The sequence below is a fragment of the Pseudoalteromonas luteoviolacea genome (genome assembly GCF_018100925.1).
GTDB classification, from domain to species: Bacteria; Pseudomonadota; Gammaproteobacteria; order Enterobacterales; family Alteromonadaceae; genus Pseudoalteromonas; species Pseudoalteromonas obscura.
In genome coordinates, this window is record NZ_JAGJEH010000019.1 from 16,905 (window position 1) to 33,920 (window position 17,016).

General features: G+C 39.5%; 25 protein-coding genes. 5 read left to right on the forward strand and 20 right to left on the reverse strand.

Annotated elements, in window-relative coordinates:
• Nucleotides 1–28 precede the first annotated feature (28 nt).
• From J8M00_RS25915 to J8M00_RS25935, 5 genes are all read right to left on the reverse strand, one after another.
• Nucleotides 29–277 carry a hypothetical protein gene (locus J8M00_RS25915; protein WP_211013284.1) on the reverse strand — a complete coding sequence of 83 codons (249 nt, stop codon included), beginning with the start codon at nucleotides 275–277 and terminating at the stop codon, nucleotides 29–31.
• Nucleotides 278–308: 31 nt separating this feature from the next.
• Nucleotides 309–572: a hypothetical protein gene (locus J8M00_RS25920; RefSeq protein ID WP_211013285.1), complete on the reverse strand. Its 264-nt coding sequence runs from the start codon at nucleotides 570–572 to the stop codon at nucleotides 309–311.
• Nucleotides 573–885: 313 nt separating this feature from the next.
• Nucleotides 886–1,143 (reverse strand): hypothetical protein, encoded by a 258-nt coding sequence (locus tag J8M00_RS25925; protein ID WP_247687579.1) that lies wholly within the window; start codon nucleotides 1,141–1,143, stop codon nucleotides 886–888.
• A 57-nt stretch (nucleotides 1,144–1,200) separates the two neighbouring features.
• Nucleotides 1,201–1,638 carry a hypothetical protein gene (locus J8M00_RS25930; protein ID WP_211013286.1) on the reverse strand — a complete coding sequence of 146 codons (438 nt, stop codon included), beginning with the start codon at nucleotides 1,636–1,638 and terminating at the stop codon, nucleotides 1,201–1,203.
• 27 nt (nucleotides 1,639–1,665) lie between these two features.
• Entirely contained in the window at nucleotides 1,666–1,956 is a 291-nt protein-coding gene (locus J8M00_RS25935; protein WP_211013287.1) for a hypothetical protein, read from the reverse strand.
• A gap of 109 nt (nucleotides 1,957–2,065) precedes the next feature.
• Here J8M00_RS25935 and J8M00_RS25940 point away from each other — a divergent pair, with 109 nt between their 5' ends.
• The gene (locus J8M00_RS25940) at nucleotides 2,066–2,281 is read left to right on the forward strand and encodes a hypothetical protein (RefSeq protein ID WP_211013288.1); all 216 of its coding nucleotides are present in this window, start codon (nucleotides 2,066–2,068) and stop codon (nucleotides 2,279–2,281) included.
• A 28-nt stretch (nucleotides 2,282–2,309) separates the two neighbouring features.
• On the opposite strand, the gene J8M00_RS25945 is transcribed toward J8M00_RS25940, so the two are convergent.
• The 14 genes from J8M00_RS25945 to J8M00_RS26010 form a co-directional block, all read right to left on the reverse strand.
• Nucleotides 2,310–2,483: a hypothetical protein gene (locus J8M00_RS25945; protein WP_211013289.1), complete on the reverse strand. Its 174-nt coding sequence runs from the start codon at nucleotides 2,481–2,483 to the stop codon at nucleotides 2,310–2,312.
• 20 nt (nucleotides 2,484–2,503) lie between these two features.
• Nucleotides 2,504–2,812: a hypothetical protein gene (locus J8M00_RS25950; RefSeq protein WP_211013290.1), complete on the reverse strand. Its 309-nt coding sequence runs from the start codon at nucleotides 2,810–2,812 to the stop codon at nucleotides 2,504–2,506.
• 48 nt (nucleotides 2,813–2,860) lie between these two features.
• Nucleotides 2,861–3,097 (reverse strand): hypothetical protein, encoded by a 237-nt coding sequence (locus J8M00_RS25955; protein WP_211013291.1) that lies wholly within the window; start codon nucleotides 3,095–3,097, stop codon nucleotides 2,861–2,863.
• Nucleotides 3,098–3,104: 7 nt separating this feature from the next.
• Entirely contained in the window at nucleotides 3,105–3,359 is a 255-nt protein-coding gene (locus J8M00_RS25960; protein WP_211013292.1) for a hypothetical protein, read from the reverse strand.
• 48 nt (nucleotides 3,360–3,407) lie between these two features.
• Entirely contained in the window at nucleotides 3,408–5,039 is a 1,632-nt protein-coding gene (locus J8M00_RS25965; RefSeq protein ID WP_211013293.1) for a DNA sulfur modification protein DndB, read from the reverse strand.
• Nucleotides 5,040–5,180: 141 nt separating this feature from the next.
• Complete coding sequence (locus tag J8M00_RS25970) at nucleotides 5,181–6,341, reverse strand: hypothetical protein (RefSeq protein ID WP_211013294.1); 1,161 nt, start codon at nucleotides 6,339–6,341, stop codon at nucleotides 5,181–5,183.
• 111 nt (nucleotides 6,342–6,452) lie between these two features.
• Nucleotides 6,453–6,677 (reverse strand): hypothetical protein, encoded by a 225-nt coding sequence (locus J8M00_RS25975; RefSeq protein WP_211013295.1) that lies wholly within the window; start codon nucleotides 6,675–6,677, stop codon nucleotides 6,453–6,455.
• 1 nt (nucleotide 6,678) lies between these two features.
• On the reverse strand, nucleotides 6,679–6,894 hold the full coding sequence (locus J8M00_RS25980; protein ID WP_211013296.1) for a hypothetical protein: 216 nt from the start codon (nucleotides 6,892–6,894) through the stop codon (nucleotides 6,679–6,681).
• Complete coding sequence (locus J8M00_RS25985) at nucleotides 6,891–7,226, reverse strand: hypothetical protein (RefSeq protein ID WP_211013297.1); 336 nt, start codon at nucleotides 7,224–7,226, stop codon at nucleotides 6,891–6,893. The genes J8M00_RS25980 and J8M00_RS25985 overlap by 4 nt, the downstream gene beginning before the upstream one ends.
• 459 nt (nucleotides 7,227–7,685) lie before the next feature.
• Entirely contained in the window at nucleotides 7,686–8,084 is a 399-nt protein-coding gene (locus tag J8M00_RS25990; protein WP_211013298.1) for a hypothetical protein, read from the reverse strand.
• Nucleotides 8,085–8,557: 473 nt separating this feature from the next.
• Entirely contained in the window at nucleotides 8,558–8,857 is a 300-nt protein-coding gene (locus J8M00_RS25995; RefSeq protein WP_211013299.1) for a TrfB-related DNA-binding protein, read from the reverse strand.
• Between the two features lie 19 nt (nucleotides 8,858–8,876).
• Nucleotides 8,877–9,278 carry a hypothetical protein gene (locus J8M00_RS26000; RefSeq protein ID WP_211013300.1) on the reverse strand — a complete coding sequence of 134 codons (402 nt, stop codon included), beginning with the start codon at nucleotides 9,276–9,278 and terminating at the stop codon, nucleotides 8,877–8,879.
• 39 nt (nucleotides 9,279–9,317) lie between these two features.
• Complete coding sequence (locus J8M00_RS26005) at nucleotides 9,318–10,388, reverse strand: ParB N-terminal domain-containing protein (protein ID WP_211013301.1); 1,071 nt, start codon at nucleotides 10,386–10,388, stop codon at nucleotides 9,318–9,320.
• Complete coding sequence (locus J8M00_RS26010) at nucleotides 10,381–11,247, reverse strand: ParA family protein (RefSeq protein WP_211013302.1); 867 nt, start codon at nucleotides 11,245–11,247, stop codon at nucleotides 10,381–10,383. Before J8M00_RS26010 ends, J8M00_RS26005 begins: the two co-directional genes overlap by 8 nt.
• 698 nt (nucleotides 11,248–11,945) lie before the next feature.
• Here J8M00_RS26010 and J8M00_RS26015 point away from each other — a divergent pair.
• A complete protein-coding gene (locus J8M00_RS26015) occupies nucleotides 11,946–12,086 on the forward strand; it encodes a hypothetical protein (protein WP_211013303.1) in 141 nt (46 codons plus the stop codon).
• 428 nt (nucleotides 12,087–12,514) lie between these two features.
• Here the strand turns inward: J8M00_RS26015 and J8M00_RS26020 are convergent, their stop codons facing one another.
• Nucleotides 12,515–13,081, reverse strand: a complete 567-nt coding sequence (locus J8M00_RS26020; RefSeq protein WP_211013304.1) for a hypothetical protein — start codon at nucleotides 13,079–13,081, stop codon at nucleotides 12,515–12,517.
• Between the two features lie 456 nt (nucleotides 13,082–13,537).
• Here J8M00_RS26020 and J8M00_RS26025 point away from each other — a divergent pair, with 456 nt between their 5' ends.
• The 3 genes from J8M00_RS26025 (at nucleotide 13,538) to J8M00_RS26035 (ending at nucleotide 17,011) form a co-directional block, all read left to right on the forward strand.
• Complete coding sequence (locus J8M00_RS26025; RefSeq protein ID WP_211013305.1) at nucleotides 13,538–14,398, forward strand: hypothetical protein; 861 nt, start codon at nucleotides 13,538–13,540, stop codon at nucleotides 14,396–14,398.
• 35 nt (nucleotides 14,399–14,433) lie between these two features.
• Entirely contained in the window at nucleotides 14,434–15,822 is a 1,389-nt protein-coding gene (locus J8M00_RS26030) for a hypothetical protein (protein WP_211013306.1), read from the forward strand.
• Between the two features lie 964 nt (nucleotides 15,823–16,786).
• Nucleotides 16,787–17,011: a helix-turn-helix transcriptional regulator gene (locus tag J8M00_RS26035; protein ID WP_211013307.1), complete on the forward strand. Its 225-nt coding sequence runs from the start codon at nucleotides 16,787–16,789 to the stop codon at nucleotides 17,009–17,011.
• Nucleotides 17,012–17,016 lie beyond the last annotated feature (5 nt).

Consider the following 17,016-nt stretch of genomic DNA (forward strand, 5'->3'; position numbering starts at 1 on the left):
TTTATTCGCCAAAAATAAATATCCACTCTCAAAGTTTTAGGATTTTTATTGTCCAATCACCCCCTCGAACACTACCGTTTAACTTAGCTTGTTCAAGTTCCTCATCGTCATATTTATAAAGATTGAGTGAACCGCTTTTAAGCTCCAGTTGGGCTAACTTTTTGGTGACAATTCGACCATCTTGAAAAGTATAACCTTCTGATTCACGAAGAACACCAATAAGTCCATTCAGTTTTCTGGCACAATAATTCTCATCAATAGATATATATAAAGCCATTTCAGTTCCTTTTTCCGTACTCCAATGCAGATTAAACACAGTTTTTACGCTTGTTTGTGACTAAGAGTGCGCTCGCTAAGCTAGCTAATGCACCTATTAAAGCAAGTCCCATAAGTGTGAGCTTATTTTCAGCCATATCAGCAGGGTATGAATCCACAGCTAAATAAATCACAATACAAAAGTTGATTAATGCGCACATAGACAAATACAGCCTATTTTTACTTTGCGATTTCACCACCAAGAATAATGCTGTAATCATGCTGGCGAATAGAGATAGTAATAAAAAATTCCCCATAATTTATTCCAATTAAGTTAATTTAACTTGCTTTAGCACTTCATCTCCAACAAATTCAATGATTGGCCTGTTCGTTTCAGACGAGTAAAAAACACCGCCCTTATCAGACTAGGGTTTCTAGTTCTTTTACCACTCCTACTATTGGCGCGATGCTAATCATACTAATTGATTGTATAGTTGACATTTTGGTGCTGCGAATAGCATTGGTATTTTCATTCATATTTTAAACTTCCCCTTCTAAATAGAAAACTTGGTAAACCACCAAAGACGGGTTAATAATAGTGAGGATAAAAAACTCTAATGAATGAGATTCCTATGTCTCAAAATAAAATAGGTCGATGTCTGGATAAAGCTGAAAACAAAAGGCCTCGACACCGTGTAGAAACAACACAGTAACGCCATCCTTGCTTTTTTCGACAGTCCCGCCGTTATCTAAAACATACGCTATAGATAATTCCAGACCTTCAGAAAATGTTTTCTTAGCAGAACGAATTGCACTAAGGTACTCATCGAGGCCATTCATCTTTGCAGCAGAAAGATTTAAGCTAGTAAAATCTACGTCCAATTTCATGCAAATATTTCCTATTGCCCATTATTGACTTTGAAACCATGTGTATTCCAACTATTTCTAGACTTCCAAATCATCCACGCTAATTTCATGAATTACATGATCAGACTGTCTAAATTTTTTCAGTTTTAAAGCTGCCAAACCGAATGATTCTGTTTCTGGCCACGGCATATCAACCCCTTTTTCACGCAAGCCCTGCTCTATGGCACCAAAAACTAGATCTTGGTTAAAATCAGCTTCGCGTTGGTAATACTCATAAGTCATGACAGTTTCGCCTGTAATATCTGAGTATGTTTTTTCATCGACACCAATAGTCTCTAAGGTTTCTATTCCTTCTACATCAACTAGATCAATAAAAAATGGCGCGTGTTCTTTACTTATAGCTTTTGATTTAAATTTATCGAAAGTTGAGAGCGCATCACAATTAGCTAAGAACTTACTGTGTACTTTTACACCGTTGTCACTCGCTCCAAGATATTCTGCTTTAATAGCTAACATTATAATTCCCTTACGTTTTCCAATGAATTAATTCTGTAATGATTCAGCAAGTTTTAAACCCTCAGATGTCAATTCGCCTTTAAAGTCACTCCATGCGTGCCCTTCAATCCAGACTCTGCCAAACAGCGTATCTGGGCGACCATTGCTGTATTGATACTCTATAGTCACGTTTTCAATGAGGCCAGCTTTTGCTAGTTTTTTTGCTGCATTAAAACACCTTCTCTTTTCTAAAGAAGACTCTAGAACTACCCCTCTTCTACAACCCCTTCTATTTAGAGCGTTCAAAAGTACTTTTTTATCAGATTGACTTAGTTGCATGATTATTAGACCTTAAAAGCACATTAATTACACGTGTAATTAATATAGCAAACGCAGACTAAACTACAACCTATTTGCCAATAAAAAATACACGTGTAATAATAAAAAGATGAACGAAGATAAAAAGCGCCGAGGCGCACCCAAAAAGCCCACCAGTGAGAAGCGCACAGCTCGTTTGGGTGTTGTTCAAGTAACTGAGCAGCAACTAGGTGATTATGAGACAGCGTGGGAGTTGGCAGGTAAGCGTAAATCAGATTGGATCAGGGATACTCTTGACGCAGAAGCCAAACGCACTATAAATAAGCACAAAAAAACCGCTAAATAGCGGCTTTTACGTATTCCAATAGTTGGCTTTATAATTCTGCAAAGGCGGTTTGGAACCTTTCGCGATCACTTTCGTCAATTTTATTTAAATCTGACAAATCAATATCCATGATTTCTGCGACACTTAAAATATCCTCTTTTTTCGCACCTTGTTCAGCCATGTATGAAAGCGCCGTAATTGCACCGTTGTAATAATCTGTCATTTTTCCGTTTTCCAATGCTATTAATTACTTTTTTCAGCAGGTATAAACAAGACCTCTGATTTTTTAAATTCTATTGGTTGCCAGTAGATGTCATCGTCTTCACCCTCATCACTACCGTAACCGTAAAATTCATCTCTAGCGTAAATATCATCAGTATCTTTGTCAGCGATTGCCGTCCACCATCTATTTGCTTTCCTGTCATAGTAAACAGGTACATCTGGTTGTAGGTTCATAACTACAAAAGTGAACTCTGGTGGGTAGGTACTTTCATCACCATATACAAAAAGAGTACCGTTCTCAGAGCCGTACGATTTTGATTTTTGAGCCACTACTTTTTCAACAAGATTTCCCTTTGCTATTTATCCCTCGATTTCCAATCATATCCAAAGCGAGTCAGCCATGCTTTTAGCGTCAACTTTCAACGCTTCAATTGCAGTCTCTTTAGACTCACCTTTGCCACTAACAAAGTTATCATCAAAACACTCATGAAAAGGGTTGTAACCTATCTTTTCAAGATCGCTTTCTTTCATTTGATAACTACCAAAAATTGCAACCGCTTGCCGCGCCTCAAAACCATCATTTGTTTGTTCAATGTAAATTTGAGCGGGTTTCAAAAGTGCTCTATAGAGTATCAAGCCAGGTTCTCTCCTGCTTTTCTTCCAATGCAGCCATATTAAATTGCATAATTGCTCCTTGGAAGTTAGTCGACTCAGACATTCTATTGCACTGCTCACACCGAACTACAAACATTAGGCTCTTAACTGAGAAGCTACAATCAGGAAACAGCGTGTTGCACCTAGGGCATGTGATTCTGCTCAATTGGTCAGGCCCAGCATCCAACGCTTTTAATCGTTTCATTTGTATTTGGGTCAGCATATATTCCTCCAAAGTCGGGTTACAGATTCTGTAACCCTTAAGATACTCTCAGTTCAGCATTTCATTATTATGCACTTCTATTGCTTCAGGTATTTGCATATCCATAGCAGTTAACATTACATACGCGCCCAGCTTAATCCCAGAAGTCGTGATATTCATAGTGTGATCTGGCTTGATTAGTCTGTTCATCCATTTGGGGTTAGACTTTGACGTATCTAGAAGAGCTAATTTGGATAACTCATCAAACTGTGGAACTTTCAACAGTGCAAGATGTGATTCCTCAGGAAGCTCTAATACTGCATGCTCATAGTCAGCAATACTTTGCTTAAATTCCTCACACAATTCTTTCGATGCCATTGCTGCTGCATGTAAATATGCAGCATGGGTTACAATGGTCTCTTTTCGTGCTTCAATCACTGTGGCAGGGTCAGCGTTCACAAGCCCACTTAAGCTTGGAGCATGCTGCACTAATGATTTAAACCAAGCAGTGAACAATTCTGCATAGGCACTCATAACAGGGGGATCTAGTTTCTCAAACTTTTCATCTGTCAGTCCAGATAAAGTCTGGGTAGCCTTTTTGAGTGCCGTAACTCCCCACAATTTTCGAGACTTTGCGCCAGGACTGGCCTTTTCAAATTCTACGACTTTGTCTAAACCAGCAGATTTAATTGCATGGATAAGGTTGCGATTAAATGCATTGCGGCGGTCGAATAAGATAGACAGTGCTTTTTGCGGTTTGCTGGCGTTGTTATTAATATCTGCAAAAATTTGTTGACTGCGCTCAAGTCCTTTATCGTAAAAAATCACCACAGTTATGTGTTGGTCCTTAATAGGTAAACCATTTTCTAGCGCAAGCTCTATACCTCTGCGACGATGTTGCCCATCGTTCAGAATGACCTGTGCATCTATAGGAATACGGACAGTACCAACATTGGTAAAGCCAGGCGCTGGTTCAAACTGCATTGCATCGCTAACAGAAGCGGTGACCGCTGGCAATGTGTAATCAGAAGGGCGGCTTTGCAAATACTGACTGATACTTTCTGCATGCTTTTCTTTCAGTTCCCGCTGAGCACGCAACTCAATTGGCACATCAGACTCATTAAAACGGAATAACCTTACAAATTGAGGCATCGGGACTTGAACAGTAAAATAGATACTGTCGCCCATTTTTCCAGCGATGGCCGGAAGTGAGAAACAAGCGCCCGCGTGATGCTCTGTAGCGGCCAATAAATTGGCCTCCTGAAGAGCTATCTGTTCTGCATTTTTTAAGCTGACCTCATCACGCTCAGCTTTCAATTGATTTCCCCGCTGTGTGTATTTTCTAATGAACTCATCTACTGTCAGTCCATAATCAGTTAGTCTTTTCGTGAATGCATCAATTGACATTTCACTGCGATCTACGGGCTCCCTGTCAGAAATAACCCGCTTCTCCAGCCACATAACCATGAGCTCTACACAGTATTCATCAATTTTGTTGTTCTCAAGCCACTGCCAAATCCCCGGAACCCGATTCCCTTTTGTTAAGTCAGTCTCAGCGAAGACATCGCCAGAGTCATATTGACCTACCTGAAAATAAGCAAACTTATAACCCGCTTTTTTGGATGCGATTAGGTAATCTCTGTGTGTAGAAACGATCTCATCATTTGTATTAATAACAACATACTTTTCTATTGTAGACATATTTAAATCCTCTCCCCACGATTGAATACACAATGAAACGTCGGGGAATTCATTTCATTGAAACTATGGTAACCTTAACATTAAACAATATAAAAAACAATGCAAATTCAAAAATAAACAGTTACAGAATCTGAAACTGGTCTAAGTTAAATAACAAAACTGACCTGCAACAGACGTTGAGAATTGGCCATTGAAATAATGCTCTTTTGAGTGTATCTGTTTATGTAATGCTTCCAGTCCGTCGAACTGGTATACATCACAAGCATCTGATCCCTTTGATGGGGTAGGCACGAATACCCAGCCACCGTATTTTTGCACCGCAAGAGCACAATAATACACACCAGTATTACCTATTTTAGGTTTGTGTTTGTCGTTATCCGCAACATGCACGCGCTTGATGTGTGGGTATTGCTCAGCCAAGTGCGACGACACCACAGGCAAGTTACTAGCCATTAGACAGATTACCACTGGACGGCCAGTGGCCAAATGCATTGCAAGCCCTGTAGCCAAGCCTTCACACAAATAAACGATTTCAGCATGCTGGAGATCGCCTCCCAATACAGTGAAGCACCCCATAGGGTTAAACCCCCAACTTTGACGTTTATTGTTTGACCAAGACTTAGGAGGCATATGGTAAATGCGCTGTAGCCCTCCAACTTGACCCGAGGGGGTGTACACAGGAAAACACGTGTAATAGCCGTAGTCACGATGACGTCCAATTCTGATATCAAATCGCTGCGCGACTTTCTGTAACCCTTTGTCATCGAGATAAGCACTGATCATGTGAGATACATGTGTCATTTTACTAAAACGTGCAGGTTCGTTTTTTAAATAAAAGTCTTGCTTACGCTTAATATTGAGTTGTGCGAGTTCATCATCTTTACGTTGCTTCTCAAGTCCCACGGTATCTATAGCGCAAGGGGCCGGAAGTGTGCCTTTTTCCTTATGCTCTTCGAATAAGCGATAAAGATAAGTCAATGCATTGAAGCATTTACCTGGTTGATTGTACGTATTCTGGTAGCTTTTGAAGCAAATCACAGGGTAGGTAAATGTTTCACCACGCTGTATATACGTTTTAAGTTCAGCGTAGATATAAACGCGGCCATTGTCATTTTTATTAATGCCTTTCACGATAGGCGCACTATTCTTTTCGCACCTCGAGCTACCGTATTTAATTGATTGGCACTTTTGCCAATCAATACGGCAATCTGATGCCATTTCCGTCAATGTAGCATTAAAATAAGCTGCGATAGATAAATAATCGCTCCCGACATACTCTCTAACAAACTCTACAAATTGCATACTTTAATCCTCTCACCACGTTCATTGCCCGATGGGTTGGTGGTCGGTGAATACCGCCAACCCTGTATGAAAACATACACTAAAGACACGTAAAAAACAACTTTCCTTGCATCAACTTGTGTGATGTAAATGCGATGCCAACTCAGTGGCAAGTCGCTCACTATCTTTCAAGGCCTTAAACTCTTCTATACCCAGTAGCGCCTGAACCGTTTCTGATTTTCCTCCTTTCTTTAACAGTTTAACATCTGTTTTATTTGCCAATGACAAGGCCATAATGATCTGCGCTTTTTCTTGCACTGACAGCCGCCCCAAAGTGATCAAATCTTGTACTAGCATACTATACCTCAGAGCAACCTATCCAGTTCATACCAAGTGTGTACGCATTCCAGCCATCATACTCGATGGACAAAAATGTATAGATGAGTATTGTGAGCTCATTAGGTTCATCAGTACCTCTGAGTGTGGCAGGCAGAGAGAACAGCATGTCACTGTCTAAGCTGTGTACCGTAATGTGTTTGCCTGTGATGTCATGTTTATCAACTTCGATACTCATAGTTCAGCTCCTTCTCCGTGTAACTGAATAATCAGTTCTTTAGCTTCAGTTTCATGCGCTTCAGTTGTTGCAATACTTTTCGACAGTTCTTTAGCCTCGTTATAATCAGCCCATAACTCTTTGATGGTGCTATAGCCTGTGACACTGATGCTCACGCCAAAACCTCGGCGGCCGAACTCCAAAAACCCGCTATCTACATATTTAAATTCATCAACTAGAATTTTATGAATTTTCAGTGCACGTATTGTGGAAAGATAATCCGTTGAATTAATCCAAATGACGTGTTTTGAGATATCTGCTGAAACACATGAACGTCGTGCTTTAACTGGCATAATAGTTCCTCTCCCCACGTGAATAAATATAGTTAGTAAGCCGGGGAATACTCACTGTCTATATTTATCATTATAGCAAAAACAACATAAAAAACAACACAAAACAACCATAAAGGTAAACTAATTTGTGTATGGGATTATTAAGGGACGTGTCCCTTAATGGTTAACACAAGCACGCACAATGCAGAAAAATACTCAACAATAAAAGTGCGCGTAGCTTTGAAAGTAATGAATTTATCCACTACCTATTCCTGATAAGCCATTCCGATCTATCCGCCCGATTTGAGCGTCCTATTATTCGCTGAAAGTTACAGATTCTGTAATTGAATTAGTGATGTTCACCCGAATGGGTCAAGACTGCTTGCAGGCTTGATTTTCTTGCTCTGGCGTGTGACTTGTCGCTCGCCAGGGCTTAGAAAATAACGTAACGCCCCGTATAATACGGGGAATTCCATCGCATTAAATACTCGAAACATCATTGTTAGACCACTGAAATAAAGCATAATAATCCAAGTTATCTCGGATCTGTTTTTCTTTATCAGCTAAGTCATTTAGCACCACCCCGACTTGGTTATACCCTTTCAGAGTTTTTGCAATGATATAGCGACTTTTATTTATTGTCTCGATATAGGACAGTTTATTGTCGAGGCAGACAAATACAATCTCCCCAGTCATAACGCAGTGTCCCTCAGGATAGCGAGAACAATAAATTGTACCTAATGCTTTATGGCTGATATGTGCGTCATATAAAACGCCATCAAACACCCTGCGATGACGGGTGAGTGGCAGTTTAAGGTTCTGTGAGATGAGATTATGTGCGTGTTTTGCTTGTTCTGCATTGTAGTCAGTACCTAGCATATTAAACCTCTGTGATTTTACGGTCTTGAAGATTTAAGTTTGTGTTGAATTTTTTGAACCTGATGAGAGAGATAAAGACTAACCCTTAGTGATTCATGAGTAACAGCATCCCTACGCGATAAGGCGTCTCTTATGCGAACGAGCGCTGAGTGCTCTTCTTGCTTCGCTTTATCCAGCTCGAGCTGATATTTTCCATATTTAAGTTGCTGGAAGGACAGTAAAACTTGAAGGAGTATTCCAATCAAAAAGAGGTTAAATTCATCCAGATACCAAGCTAATAGATAAATGATGTATGACATCAGAATGATCAACAGCATCAATTTAGATTTTTTGGGTTCATGTTTTTGCATTTTTTCGCAACTATTAAATGTATTTTAAATACACTGTGTATGTTTTCATACATTTTATAGAGCAAGAAAAGGCACTTTGCAACAAAATATAAAAATACAAGATCTTTAATTTAACAAAGGTGCTTATTTGTTGTTGAGCATCTTATAGCTCTTTATCTGAAGAGCTTTCAACTCATCGAGTAAATCGGGGTGAACAGCAACATTGCGGATAACAAGCTCATCAGGTATGTGACGCATCTGTTCTGTTAAGCGACTGTAAAAGCGAGATACAGCTCCGCTGATAAATTGTTGAGAAACGTCATATTCTTTTGCAATGGCGGGTTGTGAAAACCCATCCACAAGCACTTTTTCTAATATTTCGAGCGTACGGGGCTCTACTTGCTTTCCTTGCATGGAAAGAATGCAGAACATCTCTTTTGTCAAGCGTAGCCCTCGAGTGTTCTTACCGGCCATAGACGACTAACTCAAAATTTTGTTCGAAATATTGGCAATTCTTATCTGCCATTTCAGCCAGCTTCTCAAAGATACCGCTGTTATCTCCACCTTGAACGGGTTGCTTTTTACCAGTAATAGTCCAAATCAGGTTCTCCCAATCGGCGATAGATGATGGCATCCAGCTGGATTTTAATGAAAGTTCCAATAGGGCTAAGATAAGCCATTTTTTTGCATAGCTTTCCCCTTTGACCATATAAAATATATTTCGGGCAGTAACATTCTTACCCGTTTTTTGAGATAAGATAGCAGCTAACACATCATAGTCATTTTTAACGACTTCAGTTTTAAGTAGATGTACAAGCAATCTAGCTTCGAACAATTCATTTTTTTGTGATGTTTGAGTAGTCATAATGTAGTTCAGGGCCAATAGCTCAGCCCTGCCTTATATCTATTTAACCGTAACTTGAAGGTTGCCTGGCACTCTGATATTCATAGTCTGGCCATTATCAGACTCAATAACGAGTACGCCGTCTATCACTCGCATAGACTTAGCTTCGAGCATTAAACCAGGGAAATCCAGCTGTGATTCGCTATGCTTTTCACTTGCATGTGCTTCTGGTTTTTTTTCGCTTTGATGAACTTCAGCCGAATTTGCTGGCTGGCTTGAGATTGTTTCAGTTATAACTGCATTTTCTGATGGCTGCACTTTGTCGCTAACAGTTGCCTTATCCTGTTTAGTTCGCTTTTTAGGGTTGACCTCACGCCATGCATCTTGAACTGTTGCGGTCAGACTGCGTGACAACGTACCTTCCTGATATTTGTAAATGATATCTTTGTACCGCTCTGGTGCATTGTCATGAATCTTCACTAGTAAACCGATAGTCTCTTTGTCCGTAATTTCATTGGCACTGACTTGCTGTCTAATGGCATCCGGTACCCGTCCCATTGCTCGCCAGCGCGTGACATCCACTTTTTTATGTTTCTGGCCTCTATCGGCCAGGAACTCCATAACGGCTTCCGTACCAGCCTCTTTATCTATTCGACAGATGACATCTGCAATGTCAAACAGCGCGCCTGGATCTGCAAATAAATTGGAACTTAATTGAAGGATATCGCGGGTCAAACGATGTGTCAGGCCTGGTAATGTCTCTACTTTTATTACAATCGCTCTGATATTTTGCCATCTTGATTCATCGGGGTAATTCTCACGATTCAGCAGGTGTGCACGCGTACGCATCTCACCGTCAAGCAGCAAATATCGCCCATTGTCGAGGGCTTCTACTTTGATCTCGTTATTAAGTACCGTCTTTCTGATGTTTTCTGCGAGGCCTTCCAAGTCGTAATTGGATCTGTCCTTTCGGTACTGTTGTTCATCATAATCAATCAAATCAAGCGGAATACTTTTCAGCACACGACCTTCGACCTCTTGATTATTTTCAGCATTGTTTGAGCCTGTTTGAAGGGCGCGGATGCGATCTGCGGAACTACTTAGTCCTAGGCTGCTTTTTTTATTAAACATTTTCAGTTACCTCCTGCAATTCAGGTATAAACTCCCCCAGTGCAGAAAGCAGATTTCGAGCACCCTTTTTACGATGTTCATTTGACGCCTTTTTCCACACTGGTTCACCATCTTCTGTTGTGGCTTCGATCCACGAGTTTACTTTTATAGATGTGCCAAGGAAAAATTCTGGATATTCCGCTAACCATTGATCTGCGGTATTTTTATGTCTTTCGCTAGTTGCTCTAAGCTTGTTTATAACAAAGCCATGAAAGGTAAGCGACGGATTATACTGCTCTTTAACTGTACTTACTTTATCGATAAAGCTATCAATCACATCGGAGCTAAATTTGGTCGGTTCTAGTACACTGACTACATCAGTAGCAGCACAAAGTGCTGAAATTAATGGCAGTCCCAAAAATGACGGTGGTGTGTCAATCCAGATGTAGTCGTACTGTGCTTTAAACTGTTGTACATTTTTAACAAACGCGATCAGCTGCTCGTCAACAACACCACTGATAATATCATTCGCCGACGCATCATCAGACAAGCTGCCGATAATTTCTTGTATTGTGGTCCCGCTGAGCTCTTGAGGGAATGCATTAATCCCATCATCACCAGGGATCACATCCACTCCATACTTACCAGGTATGGGCTTCAGATTAGAATTGTCTACATATAACGCAGATGCTGAAACTTCAGGGTGTGCAGCACGGTCTTCTGGAGTCAGAAATGACCCTGAACTATTTCCTTGCGGGTCTACATCAATTAATAATGTGCGTGCAGACAGTTTAACTGCTGTTGCAAGCGCGCCTTGTACAGACATGGTTGTTTTTCCAACTCCGCCTTTTTGGGCGGAAGGGGCGATCACTCTGGCCATTTTTCTTTCCTCAAAAATGTCCGGCCAGTGAGCAGTAGTGATGTTCACTTATCCACTCACCACGTTATTAAGAGCCGGTGAATACTCATCAAAATAAAGCAAGTTTAATAGTTGCTCGTTTCAGGTTACAGATTCTGTAACCTGATTAGAACTATATCACAAACAACACAGAGCACAACCCGAACAACAAAAAAATGTATGAAAAAATACACTGGGTATTATAGAAACACTATGAAGCAGATCAATTGTGGGATCTCATAGTTCATGACAGTGTGTCTCATAGCCGTGAAATAAAATCTCACAATTCGTGAAAGTTACTAAGAAGCCATCCTAATTAGGATGGCTTTTTTATGCCTGAAATTTAGTGAAGTAATAACACATAGCAAAGTAGCGCAAGTGTATGAATTTATACATTTTAAGCTTTTGATATGTATGAACTTTTTATAGAGATTAATTCAAAAACTGGGTATTTATTGGTAATATAGACAGATGGACAAACTAAAAAGTAAGGCGAATATGAAAATATTGAAGAGGATTTAACAGGGCAAACCAAAAGGGTTTGGAAAGCCCCGTCAAAAAGAGATAGATATACTATCCCGTCGCAAGAATAGTATGACATCTCTAATTTGACCGCGCAACTGAACCCTTACATGAAGAATCAATGATTTAAGTCATTACCATTTTGGTAAGGGGTTACTATGTCTGTAAAAACAGTAGATTACGCTAATTTGCGTGATCCAAAAACTAATGGAAAAAATTTTTCATTAGTCGCTTCGAGTGGGCGAGTCAGAGAGCCTGTTACTCGTTCAAAAGGGCGAGTGGTCGGTCGCTTTCCCTAATATCCTCAATAAAATTCTGCCTGGCGATACGCCCGACAAGTTTTGATTAAACAAAACCAACGCGTAAAGGACATAAAAAGACTATCTGTAAAGGTTTCATAAAGCAATGTTTATTGCTTAATTTATTTTATAACGAGGTGTTTCCGCTTCCAGTGTTGCGAGCTCATGTTTCATGTATCTAAAGCAGAGCAAATATGTGCTAAACCGTCTATTTGCGTTGGAGTGAAGTAAAAAGTCAGTTTATCCCTTTGTTGTCATATTCCAGAAGTGAATATTTCATTGACTACATTGCCAAAACATACTCAGAAGCAAATATTTAGGTTTTGCACTAAGTTCTGTATCTGTAAGAAGGGCGTTTGAAAAGTTAGTTTGATTATTCCGAAACTAACTTTAGCGAATATATGTCTATGCTTGAGGCTGGTAGTCTTTTATAAGTGATTGTATTTACTTGTGATTGTCAGTTCTTTACCGCACTTGTTAATATCTACAGACTTCCAGCTCTTTTGTGCTGCTAGTATATCCCAGCCTAAAATGGTATAGCCTATTCGGCCTAGGTCTCTTGGGTAGCTATTTTGTTGGAGCAATTGTTCTAGCAAATCACTTGATACAGAGACATCAACGATGTTTAACAGTAACTCGGTATACCGCTCAATTGTCATAGGCTGACTAGCAACTTGACTAAAAACATAGCGTATCATTGCAGACTGCCACAGTTCATGCTCGAACAAAGAGAATAAAAGCTCTTTGGGGTTTATCTCAACAAACATTTTGCCATCATAGGCATCCGTAATAATTGCTTGTGGCCCGCCAACGAATACTCGTCTTTTATTTATAATATTCTTACCAATATTGCCTTTAAGCTGGCAGCGCAATTTTGCGTTTGGTCCATCGAGTGCTATCTCGATTTCTAAACGCTCATACAAAGTTTCTAGGTCGTAGGTTGAGCCATTATAATCCGACAGTTTAGAAATTAGAGATTGCTTTATTTCATTCATTCCGATTTCCCTATGGTTGTTCATAAACAATCACTACCCAAAAACATGCAGTGCGAATACATAGGATACTAGCATGTTGAATCGGTAATTTTAGCCCGGGCTGTGCTTTTCAAGTATGTGTAACTGGTTAGGCTTAGACTGCACTGTGTTAAGACGTTATCGCGAACGATGAGAATAAGCCTAGATTATTTCAAAGATCATGAGAAAACGTTCACTCAATAGTTTCTCACAATCCTTGCCAATGCCTTAATCTACCTAGGGTGTCATTTTCACGAATTATGAGATCTCACATCAATACAGCCCTTTTTTACATAAAAAACACCATAATTATCTAGTTAGCTGTCTGATTTACATAGTGTTGTTGGCTATGCTACTGTGGAATTGTACGTTTTGAATGCTTAGTTCAATCGCACAACTCGTTGAAATCTTAAATGGCTAACGCCAGAGGAAAACACAATGAACACTCCACATGTAGAGCTAATTTTAGCTAATACACGCTCAACTGTTGTACGACACAAATTGCCGTCAACGACCTACGGTGCCAAAGATGAATTCATCAGGATCATGCGTAACGCGTATGACATGGGTGAATTTGCTCGAAACATTTATGTATTTGCCATCGATGGTGCTCCCGGTGCATCGAGGAAAAGTTATCTTGGACTGCTGGTTGAATATGACAACGATCATTTTGACTTATTCGATAGTTGCAAAATGAATATGGGGAATAGAAGCAGAGAGGGTGAAGTCACATCACTGCTGAGAAATATATCATTGCTGACCAACTATAATCATATATTGTACACAACGAAGCGGATCCCACACACCATCGGCGATATGCAGCCATTAGAGGCTGCTTGTGTTATCAAAATGCAGACTATGAAACCATTGCTATCAAATTGGCATGCGTTTACGTCGACTTTTCAGGAAGACTATACGCTCATTAGCAAATCGATTTTTTCAGAGAAAGAGTGGGATAGCTTATATTCTAAAGCCAAAATGGCGATCCGAACGATTAACACAGTTCACTATTCAGATATCGTGAACAGGGCAGGGGAGTTTGATTACATCAACTTAGGTCGCGTCGGTGTCTCTGGCAAACGCATGGTGATTGGAGTGTCAAATACGCAAGCCTCATTATGCGTTGTTGATAAGGAGGCTTTGCAAACATTGGTCGATGATATTGGGCAGAAGGCGTCTTTTTATGTTTATGAAGATATGCTTCCAGAATCTGTAACAACGAGTCCTGGCCAACGAGTTCTATCGCTCAACAAAGTTCACTGCGTTGCACTCTCAGAAGAATCTCAAAACTGGGTATAACAGGTTAAATACCTGACTACTTATGGAAAAGAAATATGTCAATTACAAAAGCTGATGAAATAAAACACCTAACCAATGCTCAGGTCGAGGAACTGTATGATAAGTACATATCAGGAGAAAAAAACCAAACGCTCATTGCCGAATATAAGCTAACTTGCAGCCCTCAGAATTTGTATAAGGTGTTTCCACCAATCATTCAAAACGATGTAATCTGTCCCACTTGTAGTATCCCTATGTATGCACCAAGGCCGAGTAAAAGTTACAGAACATATCCTTACTTTTGTAGCAAGTGTCAACATATCCGTCCCTTTTATGAAGAGAGTTATAATACCTGTACTTGTGCTGCTTGTACTCAGGAAAGATTGGATAAGAAAGCGCGTGAAGAGCAAGAAACAATAAACCTGATAAAACAGCAATTTGCGTTAGAGCAATATAGTAGCTATCCATACTCATCTCTGAATTTTATGGATAAGTGCTTTCTGCTAGCGCTTTGTCAGATGCAAGAAGAGATTTGCAATAATGTTCTGCTTCCATTGTCATCATACTATATTCGATTCTCTCCAACGGATAAAATGGACGATGAAATCATACTATCACTCCATAAAAAACAGATCTTATTGGTAAATCCTGATTCACGGCTGGGTGCATTCTTTGGCTCGAGCGAACGTATGGGTTTTTATCATACTGCGGTAAGTTGGGTTATCAATATTGCTGACTCAAAAGGAAACCGGCTTACACTGGAAGAGTTATACGAAGCGCTACTTGCAGATTTATCAGCAACACCGAGTGAGGTATACAAAAATGACATCAAACATTTTATCTTTGAGCTGGCGGTAACAGAACTTGAAAGATATATAACTGAGCAGCTTGAAGCGCTCAGGCTCCCACCCCCTCCTGAAAAAACAAAACTTTCACTCAAAGAAATTTTGAATCACTTCTCTGTCGCTCAGGGATGCTATTTTTGTTTTCTATCTGCTAGAAAAGCGCAAGACTTCTATTTAACGGGAGCGAAAAACAAAAACCACGCTGTTAATACAATCCCCAATAGGCTACTTAATTTAAAGAGTCGCGCTTTAATGGAAGAGTGGGATGTTAAAAACTATAAATGGAACAGGGACACATCTTATTGTCAGTTGACCAATACATTCTATGAAGTATTGTGTCCAGATTGGCCAGAGGTGGGGTTTTCAGAGTGTCCCATGTCACTGTGGGAAAATGTTATCTCGCAGCGGTTCTCGTCTTCACAAAGCGATGAGAACATCTTTTCTTGCCCTGAGTGCGGTTCTGTCGATCACAGTTTTAGTGGGAATATGAAATTGCTCCTTATGACTTGCAACGGATGCGGCTTTGAGGCTGGATTTACAGAGCAGGGAGCAGAAGCAACTGAATCAGATATGATTGAGAAGATTGAACACAGCACTTGATCATAAAGTACTGGCCAAATACTCGGAGCCATCAAACATCGGGTTTGATGGCATAGCTCTATTACAAGATGGAGAGCATGTACGGGTTTTAAAACAATTTTATGTTTCATGTTTGTAATGGCCTGATACGTTTATGGAATCTAGTGTACTCAAATCTATTCACCTTAATTTCAGCTTTGTGTCCACTAAACCTCAACTATTTATGAAGCCAAGGCACTTTTTAGAACCCAGATAGCTATTTCTAATTGTTCAAGCAAAAACACAATAAAAAATAACTATCGTATAGCATTGAAAACCGACTCTAAAAATTCAATTGTGATGCCAGAGGTAAATAAGAAATTCACGATCAATGCACTAATTAAAATCTTGAGTAGAGTGCAAACTAAAGCTAATTCCTTACCAGCTGTTTTTGCATCCGGATACACTCTGTTTAAGCAAGTCAAAAAGATAAAAACAACCGACCAAAAAGCAATTATAATTAAAATAATCAGTAAAATATTAGACATTTTCCCCCCTTGTCTTGGGGGAGCGCACGCACATAAAATTTTGGAGCCCCCAATTATAGATTAGTCAGGAAAATGGATTTTTGCTTAAAAATAGTGGGGTTAAAAAACAAGTTTTTTTCAAGCCATTGAAATTTAACGAGTTTTATTTTATACTTTGTCAAGCAAAAAAATTGATTTTTTTTTGGTTTTTTCGATTTATCTATGACGATATAGGTAACCACTTCACGCCATGACCCACCCATTTCCACGGCCTTTTCAGTTATAGAAATTTACGAAGTTAAAGGTAAATATTCACAGCTCTTCTTAGCTAGAAGTGATGCAATAAGTTACAGAATCAGTAACTACTGAAAGCTGTTAATACCCAATGTTTAATTTAATTATTAATGTATGAAAAAATACATTGAAACCTTCAATTAGAATGATATAGTGTACAAAAACATACACAGGATATAATTAATATGAATTATCAGATTTACAATAATCTCGTAGCAAAAACTATTCGTCGAGTCAGGAAAGAAAAGAATTGGACACAAGCAACTCTCGCAAAGAAGTTAAAAGTTGATCAAGCAACGATATCAAATTACGAATCAGCTAAAACTGAATGCACTGTAAGTGCATTAGTTCAATTGAAAGCTATCTTTGGAAAAGATTTTGACTGTATAGAGTTTCCTTTGAAAGACTAAATAAA

What these genes read in the sequence shown, in the direction of transcription:
- J8M00_RS26010 (WP_211013302.1), bottom strand. Translation starts at nt 11,247, where the DNA reads ATGGCCAGAGTGATCGCCCCTTCCGCCCAAAAAGGCGGAGTTGGAAAA.
- J8M00_RS26005 (WP_211013301.1), bottom strand. Translation starts at nt 10,388, where the DNA reads ATGTTTAATAAAAAAAGCAGCCTAGGACTAAGTAGTTCCGCAGATCGC.
- J8M00_RS26035 (WP_211013307.1), top strand. Translation starts at nt 16,787, where the DNA reads ATGAATTATCAGATTTACAATAATCTCGTAGCAAAAACTATTCGTCGA.
- J8M00_RS25935 (WP_211013287.1), bottom strand. Translation starts at nt 1,956, where the DNA reads ATGCAACTAAGTCAATCTGATAAAAAAGTACTTTTGAACGCTCTAAAT.
- J8M00_RS26025 (WP_211013305.1), top strand. Translation starts at nt 13,538, where the DNA reads ATGAACACTCCACATGTAGAGCTAATTTTAGCTAATACACGCTCAACT.
- J8M00_RS25920 (WP_211013285.1), bottom strand. Translation starts at nt 572, where the DNA reads ATGGGGAATTTTTTATTACTATCTCTATTCGCCAGCATGATTACAGCA.
- J8M00_RS25975 (WP_211013295.1), bottom strand. Translation starts at nt 6,677, where the DNA reads ATGCTAGTACAAGATTTGATCACTTTGGGGCGGCTGTCAGTGCAAGAA.
- J8M00_RS25990 (WP_211013298.1), bottom strand. Translation starts at nt 8,084, where the DNA reads ATGCTAGGTACTGACTACAATGCAGAACAAGCAAAACACGCACATAAT.
- J8M00_RS26000 (WP_211013300.1), bottom strand. Translation starts at nt 9,278, where the DNA reads ATGACTACTCAAACATCACAAAAAAATGAATTGTTCGAAGCTAGATTG.
- J8M00_RS25980 (WP_211013296.1), bottom strand. Translation starts at nt 6,894, where the DNA reads ATGAGTATCGAAGTTGATAAACATGACATCACAGGCAAACACATTACG.
- J8M00_RS26030 (WP_211013306.1), top strand. Translation starts at nt 14,434, where the DNA reads ATGTCAATTACAAAAGCTGATGAAATAAAACACCTAACCAATGCTCAG.
- J8M00_RS25915 (WP_211013284.1), bottom strand. Translation starts at nt 277, where the DNA reads ATGGCTTTATATATATCTATTGATGAGAATTATTGTGCCAGAAAACTG.
- J8M00_RS26020 (WP_211013304.1), bottom strand. Translation starts at nt 13,081, where the DNA reads ATGAATGAAATAAAGCAATCTCTAATTTCTAAACTGTCGGATTATAAT.
- J8M00_RS25970 (WP_211013294.1), bottom strand. Translation starts at nt 6,341, where the DNA reads ATGCAATTTGTAGAGTTTGTTAGAGAGTATGTCGGGAGCGATTATTTA.
- J8M00_RS26015 (WP_211013303.1), top strand. Translation starts at nt 11,946, where the DNA reads ATGTCTGTAAAAACAGTAGATTACGCTAATTTGCGTGATCCAAAAACT.
- J8M00_RS25925 (WP_247687579.1), bottom strand. Translation starts at nt 1,143, where the DNA reads ATGAAATTGGACGTAGATTTTACTAGCTTAAATCTTTCTGCTGCAAAG.
- J8M00_RS25930 (WP_211013286.1), bottom strand. Translation starts at nt 1,638, where the DNA reads ATGTTAGCTATTAAAGCAGAATATCTTGGAGCGAGTGACAACGGTGTA.
- J8M00_RS25945 (WP_211013289.1), bottom strand. Translation starts at nt 2,483, where the DNA reads ATGACAGATTATTACAACGGTGCAATTACGGCGCTTTCATACATGGCT.
- J8M00_RS25965 (WP_211013293.1), bottom strand. Translation starts at nt 5,039, where the DNA reads ATGTCTACAATAGAAAAGTATGTTGTTATTAATACAAATGATGAGATC.
- J8M00_RS25940 (WP_211013288.1), top strand. Translation starts at nt 2,066, where the DNA reads ATGAACGAAGATAAAAAGCGCCGAGGCGCACCCAAAAAGCCCACCAGT.
- J8M00_RS25960 (WP_211013292.1), bottom strand. Translation starts at nt 3,359, where the DNA reads ATGCTGACCCAAATACAAATGAAACGATTAAAAGCGTTGGATGCTGGG.
- J8M00_RS25985 (WP_211013297.1), bottom strand. Translation starts at nt 7,226, where the DNA reads ATGCCAGTTAAAGCACGACGTTCATGTGTTTCAGCAGATATCTCAAAA.